This window comes from Micromonospora sp. NBC_00858, assembly GCF_045207365.1.
Taxonomy (GTDB): domain Bacteria; phylum Actinomycetota; class Actinomycetes; order Mycobacteriales; family Micromonosporaceae; genus Micromonospora.
In genome coordinates this window covers 2,437,638-2,460,569 of sequence record NZ_CP108828.1, presented here as the reverse complement: position 1 = coordinate 2,460,569, position 22,932 = coordinate 2,437,638, and the positions used below count along the sequence as shown (strand labels likewise).

Genomic DNA, 22,932 nt, shown 5'->3' with positions numbered 1-22,932 from the left:
CCGAGGTCGGCGGGCGTCAGCGGTTGCGCGGGACCACCAGGCCGGATTCGTAGGCGAGGACCACGAGTTGGGCGCGGTCACGGGCGTGGAGCTTGGTCATCGCCCGGTTGATGTGGGTCTTGGCGGTCATCGGGCTGATCACCATGCGTTCGGCGATCTGGTCGTTGGACAGGCCCTGCGCGAGGAGGGCGACGGTCTCGCGTTCGCGGGTGGTCAGCCCTTTCAGCGTCGCGCCGACGCCGGTGTGGAGCGGCTCGGTGACGTACCGGTTGATCAGCTTGCGGGTGATCGACGGTGCGAGCAGCGCGTCGCCGCGCGCGGCGACCCGGATGGCGTGCAGAAAGTCCGCCGGCTCGATGTCCTTGACGAGGAACCCGGCGGCGCCGGCGCGCAGCGCGTGGTAGACGTGTTCGTCGAGGCCGTAGTTGGTCAGGATGACGACATGCACCCGGGCCAGGGTCGGGTCCGCGGCGATCCGCCGGGTCGCCTCGATGCCGTCCATGACCGGCATCTGGATGTCGATGAGCGCGATGTCGGGCAGGTGTTCCCTGGCGAGAGCCAGGCCCTCCCTGCCGTCGGCGGCCTCGGCCACCACCTCGATGTCGTCTTCGACGTCGAGGAGCGCGCGGAAGCCACTGCGCAGCAGCGGCTGGTCGTCGACCAGCAGTACGCGGATCATGACGTGCGGCCCACGGGGAGTTCGGCGTGGACGGTGAAGCCGCCCCCGTTCCGCGGCTCCGCCCGCAGGCGACCGCCGAGGGCGGTGACTCGTTCGCGCATCCCGAGCAGCCCGACGCCAGGCATCGGGGCGGTGTCCGGCGTGGCCTCGCCGTCGTCGTCGACTCGGATCGCGAGGGCGTCCGGACGGTAGTCGATCCGGACCGACGCCGTCGCGGCGGCCGCGTGACGGGCGATGTTGGTGAGGGACTCCTGAACGATCCGGTACGCGGTCCGGTCCACCGCGGCCGGCACCTCGTGGCGTTGCCCTCCGATCGTCAACGTCGCGTCCAGGCCGGTCAACCGGGCCCGTTCCACCAGTTCCGGGAGATGGTCGAGCCCATGCGGCGGGGTCGTGTCGTCGTCGCGCAGCGCCTCCAGGGTCGCTCGCAGCTCCCGGGTCGCCTCGCGACCGGCCTCCCGGATCGCCAGCAGCGCCTCCGGCACCTCTTCACCCCGTTTGCGGGCCAGGTGGACGGCCACCTCGGCCTGCACCTTGATGATCGAGATCTGGTGGGTGAGCGAGTCGTGCAACTCCCGCGCGATGTGCAGCCGCTCCTCGTCGGCGCGGCGGCGCGCGGTCTCCTCCCGGGTGCGCTCGGCTTCGTCCGCCCGCCGCTCGGCCTGCCGCAGCGCTTCACCCGCGGCACCGGCGGCGACCAGCCAGGCCACCTCCAGGGCACCCCGGGCGCGAGCGAGCGCCTCGGCCACGGACATGTCCTGCGGCAGGGCGAGGGCCGCGAGCGGGAGAGCGGCCAGCATCAGCACCGCCGCCAGCACCGTGCTGACGCGGTGGCCCGCCCGTACGGCGGCGTACACCGCGAACAGGAACGCGACGGCGGGCACGTCAAAACCGACCGCCTGGTAACCCACCGCGCACAGCCCGGTGACGGCCAGGACGGGAACCGGAGCCCGGCGGCGCGCGACCAGAGCCAGCCCACCGGCCACCAACAGTACGTAGCCGAGTAGGTCAAGGTCCGTGGTGGAGTGGTTCTCGGACAGCCCGGCGACCACCAGCACCGCTGCCACGCAAACGGCGATCGCCCAATCGGTGACAGCGGCCCGATCGCCGGACCGTCCTGTGCTCATGGCCGCACCTTAGTCCGATGTCGCTGCTGGCGACTCCTGCTCACGGACGAGCGGCTGTCTACCGCGAACGCAGTACCTTCCCGGCGCCTGCGGCGTCCGCAGTAGTCGGGTGCGTCATCGGCGGCAGCGCGAATTGCCTGCATCTGCTGGACGACTGGCGGTGCGCCCGGCGACATGATCAGGCGGCTTCCGAAACCTCGGCAGGCAGCCGCACGAAAGGGGAGAGAACATGAACCCACCGGGAGCCCTGACGTCAGTCCGACGTGTACTTACCGTGGCCGGAGCCGTCCTGATCGGAGGTTTCGGGTTCGCCGCACCGGCGGTAGCGAACGTCTCGGCCCAGCCGACCGCCGCCGATGTCTACGCCATGAGCGCCGGGCGACTCGGGGCAAGCGTGGCCGCCGTGCTGGGGCTGGCCGGCGCGATCATCGGTGGGCTGGCGTTGGCCCGCCCCACCGGTCGTATCGGCACCAGCAACGGGCTCCTCGGGGCCACCATGGCCCTGGCCGGAGGGCTGATCGGCCTGGCCCTCGGCGGGCTGGTGGTGGCCACCTCCGACAGCGGCATCGGCACCGGCAACGGGCGAGGCGGGGCCTACGTGGCCCTGGTGGTGGGGCTGATCGCCATGGTCCTCGGTGGGCTGGCTCTGGCCCGCTCCCGGCGCACCGGCTGACCGGCGCACCGGCTGACCCGGCCATGGTGCCGGGTCACCGGATGCTGGACGGGTGCCGTGCGGTCGCAGCCGCCCTCAACCGGCCTGCCGTGCGTCGATCGCCTCGGTCAGTCCGTTCCGGCCCCGCACGCCGAGCTTGACGTACGCCCGCTGGAGATGGTTCTCCACGGTCCGCACCGACAACACCAACTCCGCCGCGATCGCCGCGTTGTCGTGCCCGGTCGAGGCCAGTTCGCAGATCTGCCGTTCCCGCGGAGTCAGCCCGTCCCGGTCCGTTGGCCGAGGGCTCAGGGGCGGCCAGTATCCGTCGCACCGTTCCCGTAGCAGATCCGCCCGACGGGCCAGCAGGTTCGCCCGGCGTTGGTCGCCTCGGCGCCCGCACGCCGCCTCGGCGGCGACCACCGCCTCCAAGCCGAGCGTCAGGTATCCACCGGCCTCCAGCGCGGTGCCGACCCGTTCCAGCGCCGCCGGGTCGTCGCCGGCGAGCGCGTGGGCGTAGTCGGACCACAGTCCGAACAGCGGACTGTCACAGTCGGCCGCGGCCTTGGCCAGTTGTTCAGCGGTCGCGACGCTGGGCTCCAGGCGGGAGAGCAGGTGCAGGCACTCGACCGTGACCGTCGTCGCCTGCTCAGCCCGCCCGTGCAGCTCGCGCAGCATGGCGGTGGCCGTGGCCGGCCGTCCCTCGGCGGCGGTCAGCCAGGCCGTGGTCAGCTCGGCGTCGATGGCCACCAGGCCGCCGGAGTGCCCGTCGCCGTCGGCACGGTCGTCGATGAGCTGCCGTAGCAGTCGTCTGCTCTCGGCCAGCTCACCCAACTGCGCCGCCACGTAGGCGTTGGCCGACAGCACGTAGTCCCGGATCGGGAACAGGGTGTTGGCGGCGAGGGTGCGCGCCTCGTGCAGCCAGCGCATCGACCGGCGCATCTGCCCGGCGTGATAGGCACACTTGCCCCGGGAGAAGGCGAGCAGCCCGACCGCGTCCGCGACGCCCCGAGCCACCGCGTCCTGGTAGTAGCACTGAGCCAGTCGTTCGGCCTCGTGCAGCCGTCCGGACAACAGCAGGGACTGCACGTGGCAGGCCTGCGTCGCGGCCCGCATCGTCGGCCAGGTCTCCGGGATGTCGACGTCGCCGGTGTCGAACATCCGCACCGCGCGTCCCGGCTGCCCACTGAACAGCAGCAGGTACGGGAGCAGCGCCGCGACGGCCGTCGCCAGCAGGGGGTCCCGGGGCCGATCGGCGGCCAACCGCGCCATGGACGCCCGGGCACCGCCCGCGTCGCCGCCGAACGCCGCGACCCCCACCTCCGCGGCGAGCAGCCCGGAAAGTGCCTCGGTGGGCAGCTCGCGGCGGCCCGCGTCGATCACCGCACGGGCACGGTCGGGCCGTCGACCTCCCCAGTACATGTTCAAGGCCCGCAGCGCCGTCGCCTCCGAGCGGTCCCGCGGGTCGGTGAGGTCGGCCGCCGCGCGGGCCAGGTACCCGTCCGCTTCGTCGCTGCGCCCCTGCGCCACCAGTGCTCGACCCACCTGCCAGTCGCCGCGCGCGGAGTCGATTCGGCGGCCCAGCCGTTCGGCCAGCACCGCGTCGTGCCGGCGTAGCGCGTACTCCGACGCCACCAGCAGGTCGTCCGCGTTGACCGGTAGATCCGCCTCGCAGCGCCAGGCCGCGATCCGTGCCCGGTCGTCAGTGCCGCCGTCCACCGCGGCGAGTGCCTCGGCCAGGGTCCGGCGCAGCCGGCGGGCCCGCAGCGCCCCGGTGCGGTTGCGGACCACCTCGGCGTACAGCGGGTGGCCGGTCTGCACCAGCACCGCCGCATCGTGGCGGACCAGGCGGATCAGGCCCCGTTCCTCGAGCCGTTCCGCGACGAGCGGGTCCACCGTCCGCTCGATCAGGGCCAGTGGCGCCGGTTCGGCATGAGCGACGTACTGCAGCGCCTCGGCCTCCTCCGGGGTGAGCGTGCCGAGGGTCTGCTCGATGAGGTCGGCCAGATGAGTGGGACACAGTGACTCGGCCGGCCACGTCCACATCCCGTCGCGCTGGACCAGGCCGCCGTCGCGCAGCCCACACCGCACCGCCTCACGCAGGAAGAGCGGGTTGCCCTGACTGATCCGCCACAGCGCGCCGAGGGTCAGACCGTCGACCGGGCCACCGAGCCCTTCGCGGACCAGCAGGGCGGTCTCGTCCGGGTTCAGCGGTGGCACGTGGACCCGGTCGACGGCTCGGGACCGTCGTAGCGCCGCCACCGGCGCGGCGTCCAGGGCGGCGCCGCGCACGCTCGCCACCACTCGCACGGTGCCCCCCGCCACGAGACGTTCGAGCAGTGCGGCGGACGCGTCGTCCAGCCAGTTGAGGTCGTCCACGCCGACCACCACGCCCCGGCCCGCCGCGACCTCGCGCAGGCGGCGCTCCGCGTCCCGGAAGACGTCGGCCACGCTCGCGTCCGACGGCTGCGGCAGGCGGCTGGCGAGCACGCCGAACGGTACGCCGCGCCAGCCTGGCGTGGCGGTGACCCGCAGTACGACATGTTGCCGTCGTAGCGCGTGATCCAGCACCTCCTCCAACAGCCGGCTCTTTCCCACCCCGGCATCGCCGGTGAGCAGGACCCCCTGACCCGCCGGCGCGGTGAGGGCCTCGACCGCCCGGTCCCGCTCGCGCATCCTGCCAACGAAGGGCCATCCGGCGTCTCCGTCGACGAAGCCTCCTGGTGCAGACACGGAACCCCTTCAACCCGGCCGGGTTCCCGCCCCGGGCCCGGTCGCCATCTCCGTCTCGACCCGCTCTCACAGCCGGTCGTGCGCACAGCGGTCTGGGTGGCGCGGGCCTCACCCTCACACACCCTGACGGGTGGTGCCGTCGCCTTCCAGACACGCCTGCACACCTGACGCCCCGATCCGCCGATTCGGTTGTCACGACCGTGACAGCGCCGGTCGGGGGTGAGGTACCGGCTACTCATGTGCCGGCACCCCCCTGGCACGGAGGCTGTTTCTGCCAGCGACCGCCGGGCAGGCCGGCGGTCGTCGTGAAAGGAGCCCTGAATGTCCATCACCGACATCGTCAGCAGCTGGAAGGACGAGTATCGCCGCGCCGCCTCGGCCGAGGCCGTGGAGAGCCACCCGGCCGGCGTGGTCGAGCTGGACCGTGACCAGCTGGAGACGGTGGCCGGCGGTGCCGCCGCGACCACCGGCCACACCACGGCCTGCTGCCACTGCGTCTGCTGATTTCGAACGACCGACCCTCGGGTCCGCACGGGGTCCGGGCCTGGCCCGGACCCCGTCGTCCCGCCCGAATCCACCGCCACGGGAGCACCGAATGTCCGTACCACCGCACCGCGCCGACGACGACCCAACCGCCCGCGCCGAGGAGCGCCTCCTGGCCGCGCTGACCATCACGGAACGGCTGGCCGCGCCCGTGTCGACGGAGACGCCGCCCGGCGAGCGGGCGCGGTGGCGGCTGTCCCGGTGGCGCACCGGCGGCGCGTTCACCGACGATGAGGACTGGCGACGCCGGCTGGCGGCGGAGGGTGTCGACGAGCAGGTGCTCCTCGCGCTCCTGGACGAGACGCCGGAACGGCTCGCCGCCCGCCTCGGCCGGCCCCCGGAGTGGATCCGCCGCCTGCTGGCCTGCTACGGCCAGCCGATGGGCGGGGAGATCGAACCCCAGCTGCTGCCCGGCCGCCCGCTGGACGCCTGCCTCGCCCTGGTGGCGCCACTGGTCGCGCAGGCCCGCGCCCGGGTGGCGCGACGGACCCGCCAGCTCGCCGACGACGCCCCCGACCTGCTGCCCGCCGACGCCGACCGGCTGGGCCTGACCGGCCTGCTCGACGAGTTGGTGGTGGTCCTCAGCCGGGCCGTCGTTCTGGAACTCAACATTGACCGGCTGCGCGGCACGTCGCCCGGCGAGACGCCGCAGGAGCGCTTCGCGGCCTTCTTCCGCCGGTATCGCTCGCCCGAGGCCGCCCTGACCCTGCTGGCCGACTACCCGGTCCTGGCACGTCAGGCGTACGAGCTGACCCGCAACTGGGCGGAGCGCACGATCGAGTTCCTGGAGCGGCTCAGCAGCGACGCGCCAACCCTCGGCGCGATCTTGCACGCCGGTGCCCCGGTCGGTCGCCTGGTCGAGGTCCAGGAGACCGGCGACCCGCACCGTGACGGTCGCAGGGTGCTGGTGGCCACCTTCGACACCGGCCTGCGGCTGGTCTACAAGCCCCGCCCCGTCGACATCGAGGCACGGTTCCAGCACCTGCTGGCCTGGCTCAACGAGCGCGGCGCCGACCTGCACACCTTCACCGTCCTGCCGCGCGGCGAGCACGGCTGGGCCGAGTACGTCGACCTGCGGACCCCCAGCACACCGGCCGGCCACCGCGACTTCGCCCGCCGGTTCGGCGCGTTGCTGGCCCTGCTGCAGGCCGTTGGCGCCACCGACTGCCACCAGGAAAACGTGATCGCCCACGGCGAACATCCCGTCCTGGTGGACCTGGAGACCGTGTTCACCCCGTCGGTCGTCCGGGCCGCGAGTGCCCGTGGTGGAGACGCGATCGCCGACTCGGTGCTCGCCGTCGGCCTGTTGCCACGCGCCGACGAGGCGGCGGGACCGGCCGGCGACGGCTGCAACTGCTCGGCCTGGCAGGCCGAGGGGACCGACGAGATGCGGCTGTGCGCACCCGGCCACCACCATGAGGAGGCCGCCTCCCACGACCCCGCCGCCGCTCCGCCGGTGACCGACGTCGCCCCGCATCTGCCGCAGGTGCTGGCCGGCTTCGACGCGATGTACCTCCTCCTTGCCGACGTACGCGACGAACTGCTGGCCCCGGACGGGCCGGTCACCGCGTTCGCGGCCGACGAGATCCGCGTCGTGCTCCGCCCCACCCGCACCTACCTGCGGCTGCGGGACGCCGCCCTGCACACCGACGCGCTGCAGGACGGCCTCGACACCGAACGGCTGCACGACTGGCTCTGGTCGGGGGTGGCCGAACTGCCGCTGCTGGCGGCCACCGTCGTCGAGGAACGGGCCGAGTTGGCGCGCCGTGACGTGCCGATGTTCACCACCAGGGTGGACTCCCGGGACCTGTGGACTGGTCGGGGACGGCGACTGCCCGGACTGCTGGCCCGGTCGGGCCTCGCCGAGGCGCGTCGTCGGCTCGCCCGGCTCGACGCGGCCGACCTGGCCCGGCAACGCTGGCTGATCGAGGCCGCCTTCGCCTCCCGGGTGGACGCCACCGACGCACCTCATGCACGGGTGCGCTGGCGGCTCGCGGACGTCCCACCGGCACCGACGCCTCCGCCGGCGGCGTACCTGGCCGCCGCGACCGAGGTGGCGGCCCTCGTGGCCGGGCTCGCCGGCCCGGGTGCCGAGCCGACCTGGTTCGGTCTCACGCCCAGCGCCGCGGACCCGGGTCGGTGGGCGCCAGCGCCGTTCGGTCCGCACCTCTACGACGGCGTCGCCGGGGTGGCACTCTTCCTGGCCCACGTCGGACGGCTGAGCGGTGAGCAGCGCTTCACCGACCTCGCCGATCGCGCGGCGGTCGGGCTCGCCGCCCGCGTCCTCGACCGCCGGATCCCCGGCGACCGGATCGGCGCGTTCACCGGCTGGGCGGGGCTGCTCTACACCTTCGGCCACCTCGGAGCGCTGTGGCAGACCCGCCGGTTCACGCCGGTCGTCGACGTGGCACTCGCGCGGATCGTCACGCTGGCCGCCACCGACCAGGCCCCCGATCTGGTCGACGGGTACGCCGGTGCCGTCCTCGCCGTGTCCCGCGCCGGCCTGGATCCCGAGCGGGTCGGGCCGGCCGTGCGCGCCGCTGCCCGACGACTGTGCGTCGCCGCCGACCGCTACTCGCACCCCGCCGGAGCGGCGACCGGCGTCCCCCTGGGCGGGCTGTCCCACGGTTCGGCCGGGATCGCCGCCGCGTTGGCCCAGGCCCGGCAGGCGACCGGCGAGCCCGGGTACGCCGACGCCGCTGCCCGCGCCCTGGCCTACGACCGCAGCCTGTTCCGCCCGGCGCTGGCGAACTGGGCCGACCTGCGCCGCCCCGGGCAGAGCACGGTGACCTGGTGCCACGGCGCCCCGGGGATTGGCCTGTCGCGGCTGCTCGTCCGCGACGCCCTCGGCACCGACGAGGTCCTGGACGCGGAGATCTCCACGGCGGTCGCCACCACCCTGGCCACCGGCTTCGGTCGCAACCACTCGTTGTGCCATGGCGACCTCGGCAATCTCGACCTGCTGCTGGCGGCCGCCCCGCAGCAGGTGGCGGCACCCGCCGCAGCGGTGCTGCGCGACGGTCTCGCCGGCGGCTGGCGCTGCGCGAACCCGACGGCGCTCGCCTCACCGGAGCTGATGACCGGCCTGTCGGGGATCGGACTTGCCCTGCTGCGGCTGGCCGCACCCGGCCGAGTGCCGTCGGTGCTCCTGCTGGCGCCCCCGACGGATGCGCCGGTGCGCGACCGCATCACCACCAGCAGGCTCGGCGATCGGGGGCGGCAGTGCGCCGCCTGACCGTCGTCCCGGGGTGGCCGGGCCGGCGGCGGGTGCCGCTGGTGATGCAGATGACGGACGCTGACTGCGGCGCCGCCTGCCTGGCCATGGTCTCCCGCCGGCACGGCGTACGCGCCTCGCTGGCCCGGGTGCGGGAAGGGCTGGACGTCGGCCGTGACGGGGTCACCGCGCGGGCGCTGCTGGCCGCGGCCCCGCGGTTCGGGTTGCGCGGCCGGGCTTTCCGGGCCGACGCCGGTCAGGTCGGGGCACTGCCCCTGCCGGCCATCGCGCACTGGGAGGACGCCCACTTCGTCGTGGTGGAACACGTCGGTCCGAGAGGGTTCCGGCTCCTCGACCCGGCGCTCGGGCGTCGGCTGCTCACCCCGGCCGAGTTCGCCGCCGGCTTCAGCGGAACGGTGCTGACCTTCACCCACGACCCGCAGTCCGCACCCGAGCCGCCCCCCACCCGGCCCGGTCCGCTGGCCAGGTGGCGGCGCGCTCACCCGCTGCTGCGACCCTTCCTGCCCCGACTGGGAGCCGCGTTCAGCGTCTCGCTCGTGCTCCAGGCGCTGGGACTGGCACTGCCCCTGGCCACCACGGTCGCTTTCGACCAGATCATGCCGGCCCGGGAGACCGCCCTCATGCCGTACCTGGCGCTGGGCATCGCGGCACTGGTGCTCACCCAGTTCGGTGTGGCCTACCTGCGGTCCCGGCTCCTGGTCACGCTGCAGGCGAAGGTGGACGCCGCGCTGATGACCCGACTGTTCCGGCATCTGCTGCGCCTGCCGTACGCCTTCTTCCAGCAGCGGGCCAGCGGTGACCTGATGCAGCGGCTGTCCAGCAGCATCCTGCTGCGCGAACTGGTCACCACCCAGGTGCTGACCGCGGTGATCGACGGCGTGCTGGTGATCGCGTACTTCGGTGTGCTGTTCGCCAAGGACCTCGCCTTCGCCGGACTCGCCGCCGCGATCGGCGTCACCCAGGTGGTGGCCGTCGCGGTGGTCAACGGCCGGCTGCTGCGGTTGAACCAGCGCCACCTGACCGTGCAGGCTGACGCGGAGAGCGCGCTGATGGAGGCGCTGTCGGGCATCGCGACCGTCAAGTCGATGGGTGCCGAGCGGCAGGTGTTCGACGGCTGGCTGCGCCGCTACACCACGGCACTGGACGCCGACGTCGCCCAGAACCGGCTCTCCGCAACGGTCGCCAACATCACCGCGAGCGTCCAGCTCGCCGGGCCACTGGCGCTGCTGTGGCTCGGCACCGGTCGACTCTTCGACGGCGCTGGCCTCGGCCAGACCCTGGGCCTGCAGGCGCTGGCGCTGTCCGCGCTCATCCCGCTCGCCTCCCTGGTGGCCAGCGCCCAGGTCCTCCAGTCGGTCGTGTCGCACCTGCAACGCCTGCGCGATGTCTTCGCCGCCCAGCCCGAACCGGCCGGGGACCCCGACCTGCCCGCGCCCCGGCTCACCGGCCGGATCAGTGTCCGCGACCTGAGCTTCCGCTACGACGGCGGCGCCGCGCCGGTGTTGCGGGACGTCTCCTTCGACGTCGCGCCGGGGGAGAAGGTCGCCGTGGTGGGTCCGTCGGGCAGCGGCAAGAGCACTCTGGCCATGCTGCTGACCGGCCTCTACCGGCCCACCGGCGGGGAGATCCTCTTCGACGGGGTGCCGCTGTCGCGGATCGACCCGACCGCGCTGCGCCGTCAGTTCGGTGTGGTGCTGCAGGAGAGCTACCTGTTCCGGGATTCCATCCGGCGCAACATCAGCCTCGTGCACCCGGGCGTAGGCATGCCGGCGATCCGGGCGGCCGCCGAGGTCGCCGCGATCGACCAGGACATCGCGGCGATGCCGATGGGGTACGGCACCCAGGTCGCCGAGCGGGGCCAGGCCCTCTCCGGCGGGCAGCGGCAGCGGCTGTCCATCGCGCGGGCCGTGGCGGGGCAGCCCGCCGTGCTCCTGCTCGACGAGGCGACCAGCCACCTCGACGTGGCCACCGAGCGGCGCGTCGACCAGGCCATCTCGGCGATGCGCTGCACCCGGATCGTGGTGGCCCACCGCCTGAGCACCGTCCGTAACGCCGACCAGATCCTCGTCGTCGCCGCAGGCCGAATCGTGGAGCGCGGGCGGCACGACGACCTGCTGCGTGCCGGGGGCGTCTACGCCGACCTGGTCCGGTGTCAGTTGACCGACGACGAACCCGCCCGTTCAGGAGGCGACCCGTGGATACCCGTACCGTGAGCGCCGGCGAAGCGCCGGACCGCCCCGCCGACGTCGACCCGAAGGCGTTCCCGGCGCGGCGGGTCCTCGTCGCCGCCTGTGGCTCCGCGGACGTCCTGACCCTGCCCCAGTCGATCATGGTGATGCGACACGCGTTGGGGCTCGACGTACGGGTCGTGCTCACTGCCGCCGCGGCCCGCTTCGTCCCGGCCCGTTCGTTCGCTCTGCTGACCGGACACCCGGCCCTCACCGACGAGGAGGCGATGACGGAGGTTCCGCACCTGGCCCTGTCGGCGTGGGCGGATCTGGTGCTCGTCATGCCGGCCACCGCCAACACCCTGGCCAAGGCGGCTCTGGGGATCGCCGACAACCTGGTCGGCACCTGCGTGCTGGCCGCCGCCGCTCCCGTCGTGCTGGTGCCGTCGATGAACTCGGCGATGTGGCAGCGCCCGGCGGTGCAGCGCAACGTGGCGCAGTTGCGCGCCGACGGGTACGGCGTGGTGCCGCCCGTACCCGTGCTCGCCCTGAGCACCGGCACCCTCGCCGGCCGGGGGATGCCGGCCGTCGAGGTGGTACTGGAGTGGGCCGCCGTCCACCTGCGCGGCGGGGGAGAAGGTCGTGGCTGAGGCGCGCGCTGGGTACGGGCCGCGGATCGCCGCGGTGGCCGTCGCATTCGGCGTCGTCCTGCTCGTGGTGGCGATCATCCCGTTCCTTCGCGCGTACGCCGACCCGGTCGCCCGCCGGCCCGCTGCCGCGATCGGGGTCGCCGCCGACCGGGCCGGCTGCGACCCGGAGTTGACCGACCCGATCCGCGGCGCTGGCGTCCACGTCGGCCCCGGCACCGCCGAGCCGCACGTCACCCGGATCCAGTACGACCTGGTCCCGCCGTCGTCCGGGCCACACTTCGTGGTGCCGGCCCCGACCGTGCGCCGGTTCTACACCGCCCGGGACCGTCCGCCTGTCGAGACGTTGGTCCACAACCTCGAACACGGGTACACCATCCTCTGGTACGTCGAACCGCTCGCTCACGACCAGATCGAGGCACTGCGGGCGCTGGCCCGAAAGCTCGGTGGCGACCGGTACGGGGGCAGGTTCGTGGTGGCGCCGTGGGACCCCGGGTACGGGGCGTTCCCGGCCGGCCGTCCGATCGCCCTGTCGCACTGGGGCGCGCACGCCGGGTACCGGCAGTTCTGCGCCTCGGTCAGTGGCGCCGCCGTGGAGCGGTTCGTCCTGGCGCATCCGGCGGGCGACGCGCCCGAGCCGACCGGGATGTGACGCCCAGATCGTCAATCGGGCACCCCCGCGCCGCGCCGCGGGGCAGTGGTGCGATTCAGCAGGCGGCGAGCAGCGTACGGAGCAGTCCGGCGAGTTGCTCGCGCTGCGTCGCCGGTAGCTGGTTCAGTGCCGCCGCCTGCTCGGCGAGCCCGGCGGTAAGCGCCTCGTCCACCACCTGTCGACCCTTGGCGGTCAACCGGGCACGCAGCGCACGCCGGTCGGCCGGATCGGGAATCCGCTGCACCAGCTCGGCCCGCTCCAGCTTGTCCAGCCGGCCGGTCATGCCGCCGGTGGTGAGCATCAGGGCCGCCGACAACTGGCTCGGCGACAGCGTGTACGGCTCGCCGGCGCGGCGCAGGGTGGCAAGCACGTCGAACTCACCGCGTCCGATGCCGCTCGGCGCGTACGCCCGCTCGACCCGGTCTCCCATCAGGCGGGAGATCCGGTAGATCCGGCCGAAGACCTCCATCGGGAGGGTCTCAAGCTCGGGGCGCTCGGCCGCCCACTGACCGACGATCACGTCCACCCCGTCGCCGGTTGCCGTCACTCTCTTCTGCCGCATGGTCCGATTGTGTCACACCTCATACAAGCTCAGATGCTCCTCACTAAGCTTCTTAGTACTAAGCTATCTGCAAGCTAACGAGAGGCGGCACGATGAACCGGATGCTCGTCAGCACCGCCGTCACACCGATCGTCTGGGGCACGACCTATGCCGTGACCAGCGAACTCCTACCGGACAACCGGCCGTTGCTGGCCGCGGCGCTACGGGCACTGCCGGCCGGCCTCGCCCTGCTCGCGGTGACCCGCCTCCTGCCCCGCGGATCGTGGTGGTGGAAGGCGGCGGTCCTCGGCACGCTGAATATCGGGGTGTTCTTCGCGATGCTCTTCTTCGCCGCCTACCGGCTGCCCGGCGGCGTCGCGGCCGTGCTCGGCGCCACCGGCCCGCTGCTCACGGTCGGCCTCTCGGCCGCCCTGCTCCGGATCCGACCCACCATGATCGCGGTGGGCGCTGGACTGCTCGGGGTGCTCGGCGTCTCCTTCGTGGTCCTGCGCCCGGATGCCCAGCTCGACCTGTTGGGCATCCTGGCGGGTCTGTTCGGTACAGCCTCGATGGCCACCGGCACCGTCCTGACGAAACGATGGGGACGCCCGGACGGGGTCGGCGCACTGCCGTTCACCGCGTGGCAGCTCACCGCCGGTGGTCTGCTGCTCGCCCCGGTGGCACTCGTCGCGGAAGGACTGCCGGCCGCCCTGACCGGCACCCATCTCGCCGGGTACGGATACCTGGCCACCGTCGGCACGGCGCTGGCGTACTGGCTCTGGTTCCGCGGGATCGCGGCGCTGCCGGCGACCTCGGTGGCGTTCCTCGCCCTGCTCAGCCCGATCACCGCGGCGGTTCTGGGTTGGCTGGCGCTCAGTCAGACGCTGCGCCCGGTGCAGGTGTTGGGATTGGTCGTCGCGCTGGCCGGCACCCTGCTCGGTCAGTTGCCCGGCCACCCGAGGATCGGCCTCGCCGCACAGGCCACACCGTCTCGGACTACCCCGACCGCACCCCGATCGCCGGTCCCGAGCTGAGGGTCGGGGTGTTCGCCGACCAGCCGCTGCTGAGTCAGGGCGGCGGCGTCGATGGCGCGCCGCATACGATCGCCAGATGGGAATCTTCTCCACAAAGGACGATTGGCAGCCGCCGCTACGGCCCGATTGTGCCTGCCACGAGCATCTGGAGGATGTGCTCACGCTGGTCATCCCCAGCCAGTACTGGGACGAAGACCCCACCTTCGAGCAACTGCTTGCGACCGGGTCGCTCGGCGTGCGGCCGGTGAACGCGAAAGAGCGGTTCATGACCGTCTTTGACGAGGAGCAGAAAGAGTCTCAGCTTGGCCCGCTGCACTGGGGCATGTGGGCCGCCGATGAGATCTACGGCTGTTATGACGATGACGCCGACCTGCCCGTCGACAGGTCAATCGCCGCTCGGCCGGGTGTGGACCTGGTCGAGTGGTATGACCGGGAGGAGTTCCTGATCGGAGCACCCGGTCTGTGCGAAAGCGGCATGCTCGCTGCCATTGCGCGGGCGCTGCAAGACCCGAGGGTGCGCGCTTAAGTTCTGGCGCCCGGGGAAACCCGATCTGGTGTGGGAGTTGCGGCGAGCTGAACACCTCGACGGGACGGGGCCATGACGGAATTCGACAGTCGGTGTGGGTGGCACAGCTTTTTGTCGGCGCGAGCGGACGGCTGCTGAGGTGTCGTGGCGGGTCGCGCTGCTCCGCGCGTTCCAGCAGCGCCTGATCAACCCGATCGTCCGGTTCGCGTGGGACGTGAAACTCCCGATCCCCGGCGACGCGCTGTTGGAGACCACCGGACGTCGTACCGGCCGGCTGCGGTACACCCCGGTGTGCGATGGCCTGGACGGTGACATCTTCTGGCTGGTCGCCCAGCGGGGGCGCCGCGCCGACTGGGTGCGAAACCTCGAGGCCGATCCCCGGGTCCGGGTCAAGACGGGCGGCGGGCGGAGCGCACGTTGGCGGACCGGGACGGCGCACATCGTCGACGACGATGACCCGCGCGAGCGCCAGCGGTACATCGCGCGGAGCAGTCTCGCTCGCCGGCTCTGTGTCAGCACCTCCGAGGCGGTGGCTACGAGCCCGCTGACGGTGCGCATCGAACTGGACCAACCCTGACGTCGGGCAGCACGGCGGTCGCCGCGGCCTGGGTAATGATCGGAGGACCACCGCCGAGGAAGGTCGCAACACCGATGATCAACTGAACGAACGGCGGAACCGCTGCCCGCAGGAGGACCGCGCGGGTGATGTCACCAGCGGGCCGTCACCGCACCGGAGGCGGCGGATCGGTGGTCAGGCGTCGGCGCGGGCGGCGAGGGCGTCCACCAGGCGGCGGGCGGAGCCGGCCAGGTTCCACGTCCCGGCCAGCTCCAGCAGCCGGTCCGGATCGACGGGCGCGGTCGGCAGTGCGGTGGGCAGCTCCGGCAGTGGCACGTCCAGCGCGACCCGCACCACCGTCGGCGCGACGGCCAGGTAGTCGCGGGCGGCGGCCAGCTTGGCCCGCAGGCCCGGCGCGAAGGACGAGTCCGAGTCGTCCAGGGCGGCCAGGATGCCGGCGATGCTCCCGTACCGCTCGATGAGCCGGGCCGCGGTCTTCTCGCCCACGCCCTGCACCCCCGGCAGCCCGTCGCTGGGGTCGCCGCGCAGCGCGGCGAAGTCGGCGTACCGGTCGGCCGGCACGCCGTAGCGGGCCCGCACCGCGGCGTCGTCGCAGTCGTCGAGCTTGGCCACGCCGCGCCCGACGTAGAGCAGCCGGACCGGCCGGGCGTCGTCGATGAGCTGGAACAGGTCCCGGTCGCCGGAGACCACCTCAACCGGGCCTGGCTGGGTCACCGACAAGGTGCCCAGCACGTCGTCGGCCTCGTAGCCGGTCGCGCCGACGACGGTGATGCCGACCGCGGCGAGCACTTCCAGGATCATTGGCACCTGCGGGGAGAGGGTGTCCGGCACGACCTCGCCGCCCTGCGGGGCCACCCGGTGCGCCTTGTAGGACGGCAGTAGCTCGACCCGCCACGCTGGGCGCCAGTCGTAGTCCATGGCGCAGACCATCCGGTCCGCCCCGCGACCCCGGATCAGGGTGGCGAGCATGTCGAGGAAGCCGCGCACCGCGTTGACCGGGGTGCCGTCCTCGGCCCGGGCGGCCGATTCCGGGATGCCGAAGTATGCGCGGAAGTAGAGGCTGGGTGCGTCGATCAGCAGGATCGGGGATCGGTGTGCCACGCCCGACAGCCTGGCACACCCCCCCGACGATCAGGGGTACGCCCGGCCGCCGGCGGCGTCAGCGCCGCTCGTCGTGCTGGTAGACGGTCTCCCGCCGGGCCAGGTACTGCACGACGTAGCTCGCCACCAGCAGCGGGATCGCGACCACCACCTCGACCCAGGCCGCGACACCGTCGGCCACGGTGAGGCCGATGACCAGCAGGACCAGGCCGACCAGCGCGAGAACCCCGGCCCACAGCTGTCGGCGACGGCGCGTCGCCGCCCGGTCCGCCTCGTTCGGTGCCACGTCGGTCCTCCCGGTCGGGATGCCCGCGCGGGCACCCGGATCCAGGCTATGACCCTTCGGGGCGTCCGGCCCGGAAAACCGTCGTGCGGGCCGGTCACCGTGCGGCGCAGGCCGCTCGGTACGCCGTTCTTCTCCGGCCGGACACCGACCGCCGGGTACCAGGCTGGCCGACTGCGAAAGGCCGTGCGGGTCACCGACCTCCGACGGTGACCGTCGGCGTGGCCGGGCGCGTCGGGTCGTCGCCCCGGTCGTGGTCGGTGAGGTCACGCAGGTGCCGGACGGGGGAGAGCAGCAGCACCAGCGGCGCGGCGACCACCACGCCGGCGACGATCAGCAGGGTGGCCCGGGCCCCCAGCGGCCCGGCCACCGCCCCAGCAACCAGCCCGCCGACCGGGATCGCGCCCCAGGAGACGAACCGGACGGTCGCCATCACCCGGGAGAGCAGGTCGGGTGCGCTGGCGATCTGCCGGTAGGTCCGGGTGGTCACGCTGAGCACCACCGTCCCGAGGGAGAAGACGACGTTGCCGGCGGCGAAGGCGGCGTACGCCAGCCAGCCGGTGCCCCAGGGGATCAGGAACGCGCCGGCGACCGTGGTGAACCCGGCGACGATCAGCGCGCGTGCGGTGCCGATCCGTGCCGTGATCCGCGAGGTGAACGCCGCCCCGACCAGCGCGCCGACCCCCTCGACGGCGAGCAGGACCCCGACCAGGCCGGCCGGGGCGTGCAGCTCACGGACCAGGTAGAGCGGGTAGAGCGCGAACTGCGCGCCGCAGACGAAGTTCATCGCCGTCGCGGCCCACATGCCCGGCCCCATCACCGGGTGGTACGCGACGAAGCGCCAACCCTCGCGGATCAGCTCGCCGATCGGTGGCCAGCGGTCCGGCGCGTCGTCTCGGCGGGCGGGCAGGGTGCGCAGCAGCGCCGCCGAGACGAGGTAGCTGACGGCGTCGACGAGCAGGGTGGGCACCGCGCCGAGTGCCTGTACGGCGAGCCCGCCGAGGGAGGGGCCGCTGAGCTGGGTGGCGGCGTGGGTGGCCGAGGTCAGGCTGTTGCGGGACTGCAACTGCTCGCGGTCCACGATGCTGGGCAGGAAGGTCGAGTTGGCCACGTCGAAGAGCACGTTGGCGAAGCTGATCACAAGAGCGGTGATCACCAGGTGGGCGACGGTGAGGTGGCCCCACCACCAGGCCAGCGGGATCGACGCGACGGCGACCGCGCGGGCCAGGTCGGCGCCGATCTGGGCGCCGCGCAGCGGCAGGCGCTGCACGATCACGCCGGCGGGCAGACCGATCACGAGCCAGGCGACGTAGCTGGCTGCGGCGATCAGGCCCATCTGGAACGCGGTGGCGTCGAGCACGGTGAGCGCGGTCAGCGGCAGGGCCACCGCGCCGACCGCCGACCCGACCATGCTGGTCGTGCCGGCGGTCCACCATCGCCAGAACACCCCGGCCCGCTCTCCGACGTGCATGTCGTCCGCCCCCGTTCGCGCGCACCAGTGCGTTCCAATCTGGAACGCACTATAGTCGGGGGCGGGACAGATGGGGGTGAGGGGTGCGGCGGGAGGATCTTGCCGACGCGGACTGCGGCATCGCGCAGGCGCTCGGCGTGCTGGGGGACTGGTGGACGTTCCTCATCGTGCGCGACGTCGCCGGCGGGACGACCCGCTTCGACGCGCTCCAGCGCGAGCTGGGCGTCAGCCGGCGGGCGCTGACCGAACGCCTCGCCGCGCTGGTCGAGCACGGCGTGCTGGAGCGCCGGCCGTACTCCCAGCACCCGCCGCGCTACGACTACCTGCTCACCGCCAAGGGTGAGGGGCTGCTGCCGGTGCTGATCGCACTGCAGGACTGGGGAACGAGGCACCTGATGGGCGATGGGGAGCTGACCGCGACCGCCGACGCCGCCTCGGCCGAGGCGCGGCGGGTGCACGACCTGATCGGGCGGCGGCTGCCCGAGGTCGGCCTGCCCGGGCCTGACGGCCAGTCGGTCGCGTTGACCGACGCCGACGCCTGGAGCGTCCTGTACTTCTTCCCCGGGGCGTACGCGCCGGAGACGCAGGGCTACCCGCCGGGCTGGGCGGACATTCCCGGGGCCCGCGGCTGCACCCTGGAGTCGACCACCTACGCCACTCGGTACGCGGACTTCCAGGCCGCCGGGGCGGACGTGCGGGGGATCAGCACGCAGCGGCCGGACCAGCTCGCCGACTTCGCCGCGCACGCCCGTGTGCCGTTCCCGCTCCTGTCCGACCAGGACGGTCGGGTCGCCGCCGGGCTGCTGCTGCCCACCTTCCGCGCCGGTGGGGTCTCACGGTTCAAGCGGCTGACGCTGCTGGTCGACCCGTCGGCGGTGGTTCGCGCCGTGCAGTTCCCGGTCACCGACCCGGCCGGGTCGGTGGACGAGATGCTCGACCTGGTCCGCGAGCACCGCCCGGCCTGATCCGCCGCCACGGGCGTGGGAAGGCCCCCCGCGCTACGCGGGGGGCCTTCCGTGCGGCCGGGTCAGGCCGGGAGAGTCCAGCGCTGGTTGGCGCCGGCGAAGCAGTCCCAGATCTGCAACCGGGTGCCGTCGGCCGAGCTGTTGTCGCTGGCGTCCAGGCACTTGTTCGACTGCGGGTTGCGGAGCGTGCCATTGGACTGCGCCTGCCAGACCTGCGCGCCGCTGCCGTTGCAGTCCCACAGTTGGATCTTGGCGCCGTTGGCGGTGGAGCCACTGGTGATGTCGGCGCACTTGCCGAGGGCGCGCAACGTGCCGTTGCTGGCCACGGTCCAGCTCTGCGCGGCGGTGCCGTTGCAACTCCACAACTGCACGGCCGTGCCGTTGGCGGTGCTCGCCGAGGCGACGTCGACGCACTTGCCGGCGATCCCGGTGATCGGGCCGGTGCGGCCGGTCGGCGGCGGGGTGGTGCCGCCCATGATGGTGTCGTACATCGCGCTGACCAGCGAGGTGGAGCCGGTGGTGTCCTGGGACAGCTCCCAGTTCATCACCCCGCCGGCGTTGGCCAGCGCCCACTGCGTCTTGCGCTTGACCGTCGGGATGCCGTTGTAGCACTGCTGTGCTCCGCCGACGGTGGTGCAGTCCCGGTTGGCGTTGGCCGGGTCCATACCGACCAGCGCCGAGTAGGTGTAGTAGCCGGGGCGGCTGTAGAACGGGATCCCGAGTACGGCCTTGCTGGCCGGCAGGCCGCGTGACTTCCACAGGTTGATGCTGGCGATCGACCAGTCGTAGTTGGCGTGCGGGTTGCCGCCGTCGTACGCCATGATGTTGAGCCAGTCGACCTGGCCGAACACGGCCGTCTGCACGCCCTGGACGCTGCCGCCCTCGGAGACCACGGCGGCGGTGAGCAGCTTGCCGCGGCTGTGCATGGCGCTGCCGAGTTGCGTCATGAGCTGGGTGTAGTTGTTCGCCGAGGCGCCCGGGTCCGGGTACTCCCAGTCCATGTCGACGCCGTCCAGGTTGTACTGGTTGACGAAGTTGACCAGGTTGTTGACGAAATTGGTCCGGCTGCCGGCGTTGGCGGCCAGCGCCTCGAAGGCGGAGTCGTTGCCGTCGTTCCACCCGCCGACCGCGATCGACACCTTGACGTTGTTGGCATGCCCGAGCGAGACCAGCGAGGAGAGCTTGCTCGGGTTCTCCACCGCGCGCAGGCTGCCGTCGTTGTTGGGCAACACGAAGGCGTAGTTGATGTGGGTGAGCTTGTTGTACTGGATGGTGTTGACGTTGCCGGCCCAGGACGGCATGTAGCCGACGCTCTTGAAGTTGTTCGGCAGCACCACGGCCTGCGCGGCGGTGGGAACGAGGGCGAGGGTGGCGCCGGCCGTGGCGAGCGTGAGCAGGCCGGCGGCGAGGGCGCGGCGTGGTGATGGGGACATCGGGGGCCTTCCCGTGGGCGGGGGTCGACAGCCGCCCGCGCAGGGTCGTCGCGGGCGGGGGTGCGATTGCGGTACGCAGGGACGGGTGGCCTCGAGGCAGCCAAATCTTAAAGAGTGTTAACTGTCCGCGTCAATCAACGTCGGTGAATTTCCGGGTTTTCGGCGGCCGAGATGTACGGGACGCGGCCAAGCGCCTACCCCCGGGTATCCCCAAACGACCGTTAAGCTGACCGCGTGGGAATCGACGAGCTGTACCCGCCGGACCGGCTGACCGCCGCGCAGCGCGCCACCGCCGCCGCCGGCCTGGACGCCCTGCTGCTCACCCCCGGCTCCGACCTGCGCTACCTGACCGGGTACGACGCCCACGAGGGGGAGCGGCTGACCTGCCTGGTGCTGCCCGCCGAGGGCGAGCCGACCCTGATCGTGCCGACCCTGGAGCGCCCGGCCGCCGAGGCGTCCCCGGCGCCCGCCACCGGGGTACGCATCGTCGACCACGCCGACGGCACCGACCCGTACCCCCTGGTCGTCGCCGCCCTCGACGGGCCGCTCGCGACGGTCGGGCTGGCCGACCGGATGTGGGCCGAGCAGGTCCTCGCGCTGCGCGCCGCGTTGCCCACCGCCGCCCAGCGGCTCGCCGGCGAGGTGCTGCGCGAGCTGCGGATCCGCAAATCCCCCGCCGAGATCGCGGCGCTCGCCGAGGCCGGCGCGGCGATCGACGAGGTGCACCTGCGGATGGGGGAGTGGCTGCGCCCCGGGCGTACCGAGGCCGAGGTGGCCAGCGACATCGCCGCGGCGATCCGGGCCGCCGGGCACGTCACCGTCGACTTCGTCATCGTGGCGGCTGGGCCGAACGGGGCCAGCCCGCACCACGGCACCTCGGACCGGCCGATCGGCGCCGGCGAGCCGGTGGTCGTGGACATCGGCGGCACCATGCCGTTGGGCTACCGCTCGGACTGCACCCGCACCTACGTCGCCGGCGGGCCGGCACCGGCCGAGTTCGTGGACTACTACGCGGTGCTGCACGACGCCCAGCGCGCCGCGGTGGCGGCCGTGCGGCCGGGGATCACCGGCGCGGCAGCCGACGCCGCCGCCCGGGAGCCGATCACCGCCGCCGGCTACGGCCCCGCGTTCCTGCACCGCACCGGCCACGGCATCGGCCTGGACGGTCACGAGGAGCCCTACCTCGTGGCCGGCAACGACCGGCCGCTGGAACCCGGGATGGCGTTCTCCATCGAACCGGGCATCTACCTGGCGGGCCGGCACGGCGCCCGCATCGAGGACATCGTCGTCTGCACCACGGACGGCGTGCAACGGCTCAACACCACCCCCACGGAGCTCATCGCACTATGACTGTCGACCGGATCCTCCCCACCGACGAGGCCCACGATCTGCTGGACCTCGCCACCGAGCTCGCCGACCGCGAGCTCGCACCGAAAGCCGCCGGCTTCGAGGAGCGCGCCGAGTTCCCCCGCGACGTTCTGCGCACCCTCGGCCGGGCTGGCCTGCTCGGCCTGCCGTACCCGGAGGAGCACGGCGGTGCGGCCCAGCCGTACGAGGTGTACCTGCAGGTGCTGGAGATCCTGGCCAGCCGCTGGCTCGCCGTCGCCGAGGCGGTCAGCGTGCACACCCTGTCCTGCTACCCGGTGGCCGCGTTCGGCACCGACGAGCAGCGCAAGCTGCTGCCGGACATGCTCGGCGGCGAGCTGCTCGGCGCGTACTGCCTCTCCGAGCCGCAGGGCGGCTCCGACGCCGCGGCGCTGAGCACCCGGGCGGTCCGCGACGGCGACGCGTACCTTGTCTCCGGCACCAAGGCGTGGATCACCCACGCCCGGGTCGCCGACTTCTACAACATCTTCTGCCGCACCGGCGGGCCGGGCCCGAAGGGCATCTCCTGCCTGCTCGCCGACGCCGGCACCGCTGGCGTCACCCCGCAGGCGGCGGAGCGGACCATGGGGCTGCGCTCCTCGCCGGTGGCACAGATCGCGTTCGACGAGGCGCGCGTGCCGGCCGAACGGCTGATCGGCGGCGAGGGAGCGGGCTTCACCATCGCGATGTCCGCACTGGACTCCGGCCGGCTGGGCATCGCGGCCTGCGCGGTCGGGCTGGCCCAGGCAGCGCTGGACTACGCGGTTGGCTACGCCCGGGAGCGGCAGCAGTTCGGCCGGGCCATCATCGACTTCCAGGGGCTGGGCTTCACCCTCGCCGACGCGGCCACCCAGATCTCCGCCGCCCGTGCGCTGACCCTCGCGGCGGCCCGGCTGCGCGACGCCGGGCGGCCGTACTCGATCGAGGCGGCCAAGGCGAAGCTCTTCGCCACCGACATGGCGATGCGGGTGACCACCGACGCGGTGCAGGTGCTCGGCGGCGCCGGCTACGTGGCAGATCACCCGGTGGAGCGGTACATGCGTGAGGCCAAGGTGTTGCAGATCGTGGAGGGCACCAACCAGATCCAGCGACTGGTGATCTCCCGCGCGCTCGCGCAGGGCTGAGCGCGGTCGACGGTACGTGGCGGGGCGGCTGCGGTGGGTCCATCGCAGCCGCCGTCGGTGAGGTGCGGTGGAAGCG

At 73.0% G+C, this 22,932-nt stretch carries 20 protein-coding genes; 12 read left to right on the top strand and 8 right to left on the bottom strand.

Annotated elements, in window-relative coordinates:
- Window positions 1-16: 16 nt before the first annotated feature.
- Together OG990_RS11585 and OG990_RS11580 are read right to left on the bottom strand one after the other, a co-directional pair.
- Entirely contained in the window at window positions 17-679 is a 663-nt protein-coding gene (locus OG990_RS11585) for a response regulator (protein ID WP_406080354.1), read from the bottom strand.
- On the bottom strand, window positions 676-1,806 hold the full coding sequence (locus OG990_RS11580; protein ID WP_406080352.1) for a sensor histidine kinase: 1,131 nt from the start codon (window positions 1,804-1,806) through the stop codon (window positions 676-678). Before OG990_RS11580 ends, OG990_RS11585 begins: the two co-directional genes overlap by 4 nt.
- Before the next feature lie 274 nt (window positions 1,807-2,080).
- On the opposite strand from OG990_RS11580, the gene OG990_RS11575 reads away from it, so the two are divergent.
- Window positions 2,081-2,479 carry a DUF6223 family protein gene (locus OG990_RS11575; RefSeq protein WP_355604728.1) on the top strand — a complete coding sequence of 133 codons (399 nt, stop codon included), beginning with the start codon at window positions 2,081-2,083 and terminating at the stop codon, window positions 2,477-2,479.
- Between the two features lie 75 nt (window positions 2,480-2,554).
- Here the strand turns inward: OG990_RS11575 and OG990_RS11570 are convergent, their stop codons facing one another.
- Window positions 2,555-5,191 (bottom strand): AAA family ATPase, encoded by a 2,637-nt coding sequence (locus OG990_RS11570; protein WP_406080351.1) that lies wholly within the window; start codon window positions 5,189-5,191, stop codon window positions 2,555-2,557.
- 321 nt (window positions 5,192-5,512) lie between these two features.
- Between OG990_RS11570 and OG990_RS11565 the strand changes: the two genes are divergently transcribed.
- From OG990_RS11565 to OG990_RS11545, 5 genes are all read left to right on the top strand, one after another.
- A complete protein-coding gene (locus tag OG990_RS11565) occupies window positions 5,513-5,695 on the top strand; it encodes a mersacidin/lichenicidin family type 2 lantibiotic (protein ID WP_328416831.1) in 183 nt (60 codons plus the stop codon).
- Window positions 5,696-5,786: 91 nt separating this feature from the next.
- Complete coding sequence (locus OG990_RS11560) at window positions 5,787-8,969, top strand: type 2 lanthipeptide synthetase LanM family protein (protein WP_406080350.1); 3,183 nt, start codon at window positions 5,787-5,789, stop codon at window positions 8,967-8,969.
- A 44-nt stretch (window positions 8,970-9,013) separates the two neighbouring features.
- Complete coding sequence (locus OG990_RS11555; RefSeq protein WP_406081728.1) at window positions 9,014-11,182, top strand: peptidase domain-containing ABC transporter; 2,169 nt, start codon at window positions 9,014-9,016, stop codon at window positions 11,180-11,182.
- Window positions 11,164-11,787: a flavoprotein gene (locus tag OG990_RS11550; RefSeq protein WP_406080348.1), complete on the top strand. Its 624-nt coding sequence runs from the start codon at window positions 11,164-11,166 to the stop codon at window positions 11,785-11,787. Before OG990_RS11555 ends, OG990_RS11550 begins: the two co-directional genes overlap by 19 nt.
- A complete protein-coding gene (locus tag OG990_RS11545; RefSeq protein ID WP_406080347.1) occupies window positions 11,780-12,436 on the top strand; it encodes a DUF3105 domain-containing protein in 657 nt (218 codons plus the stop codon). The genes OG990_RS11550 and OG990_RS11545 overlap by 8 nt, the downstream gene beginning before the upstream one ends.
- A gap of 55 nt (window positions 12,437-12,491) precedes the next feature.
- Here the strand turns inward: OG990_RS11545 and OG990_RS11540 are convergent, their stop codons facing one another.
- Window positions 12,492-12,998, bottom strand: coding sequence for a MarR family transcriptional regulator (locus OG990_RS11540; RefSeq protein ID WP_355604709.1), 507 nt, complete (start codon window positions 12,996-12,998; stop codon window positions 12,492-12,494).
- A gap of 101 nt (window positions 12,999-13,099) precedes the next feature.
- Here OG990_RS11540 and OG990_RS11535 point away from each other — a divergent pair, with 101 nt between their 5' ends.
- From OG990_RS11535 to OG990_RS11525, 3 genes are all read left to right on the top strand, one after another.
- Window positions 13,100-14,011 carry an EamA family transporter gene (locus OG990_RS11535; protein ID WP_406080346.1) on the top strand — a complete coding sequence of 304 codons (912 nt, stop codon included), beginning with the start codon at window positions 13,100-13,102 and terminating at the stop codon, window positions 14,009-14,011.
- Window positions 14,012-14,087: 76 nt separating this feature from the next.
- Complete coding sequence (locus OG990_RS11530; protein WP_406080344.1) at window positions 14,088-14,537, top strand: hypothetical protein; 450 nt, start codon at window positions 14,088-14,090, stop codon at window positions 14,535-14,537.
- 139 nt (window positions 14,538-14,676) lie between these two features.
- Window positions 14,677-15,114, top strand: coding sequence for a nitroreductase/quinone reductase family protein (locus tag OG990_RS11525; protein ID WP_406080343.1), 438 nt, complete (start codon window positions 14,677-14,679; stop codon window positions 15,112-15,114).
- 174 nt (window positions 15,115-15,288) lie between these two features.
- On the opposite strand, the gene OG990_RS11520 is transcribed toward OG990_RS11525, so the two are convergent.
- The 3 genes from OG990_RS11520 to OG990_RS11510 form a co-directional block, all read right to left on the bottom strand.
- Complete coding sequence (locus OG990_RS11520) at window positions 15,289-16,215, bottom strand: 5'-3' exonuclease (protein WP_328416804.1); 927 nt, start codon at window positions 16,213-16,215, stop codon at window positions 15,289-15,291.
- A 58-nt stretch (window positions 16,216-16,273) separates the two neighbouring features.
- Window positions 16,274-16,501: a hypothetical protein gene (locus OG990_RS11515; RefSeq protein ID WP_406080342.1), complete on the bottom strand. Its 228-nt coding sequence runs from the start codon at window positions 16,499-16,501 to the stop codon at window positions 16,274-16,276.
- 190 nt (window positions 16,502-16,691) lie between these two features.
- Entirely contained in the window at window positions 16,692-17,969 is a 1,278-nt protein-coding gene (locus OG990_RS11510) for an MFS transporter (RefSeq protein WP_406080341.1), read from the bottom strand.
- An 83-nt stretch (window positions 17,970-18,052) separates the two neighbouring features.
- Here OG990_RS11510 and OG990_RS11505 point away from each other — a divergent pair, with 83 nt between their 5' ends.
- On the top strand, window positions 18,053-18,934 hold the full coding sequence (locus OG990_RS11505) for a winged helix-turn-helix transcriptional regulator (protein ID WP_406080340.1): 882 nt from the start codon (window positions 18,053-18,055) through the stop codon (window positions 18,932-18,934).
- A 62-nt stretch (window positions 18,935-18,996) separates the two neighbouring features.
- On the opposite strand, the gene OG990_RS11500 is transcribed toward OG990_RS11505, so the two are convergent.
- Entirely contained in the window at window positions 18,997-20,367 is a 1,371-nt protein-coding gene (locus OG990_RS11500) for a glycosyl hydrolase family 18 protein (RefSeq protein WP_355604689.1), read from the bottom strand.
- A gap of 234 nt (window positions 20,368-20,601) precedes the next feature.
- On the opposite strand from OG990_RS11500, the gene OG990_RS11495 reads away from it, so the two are divergent.
- Together OG990_RS11495 and OG990_RS11490 are read left to right on the top strand one after the other, a co-directional pair.
- Window positions 20,602-21,717, top strand: a complete 1,116-nt coding sequence (locus OG990_RS11495) for a M24 family metallopeptidase (protein ID WP_406080339.1) — start codon at window positions 20,602-20,604, stop codon at window positions 21,715-21,717.
- Window positions 21,714-22,856, top strand: a complete 1,143-nt coding sequence (locus OG990_RS11490; RefSeq protein WP_386991302.1) for an acyl-CoA dehydrogenase family protein — start codon at window positions 21,714-21,716, stop codon at window positions 22,854-22,856. The genes OG990_RS11495 and OG990_RS11490 overlap by 4 nt, the downstream gene beginning before the upstream one ends.
- Window positions 22,857-22,932: the final 76 nt, after the last annotated feature.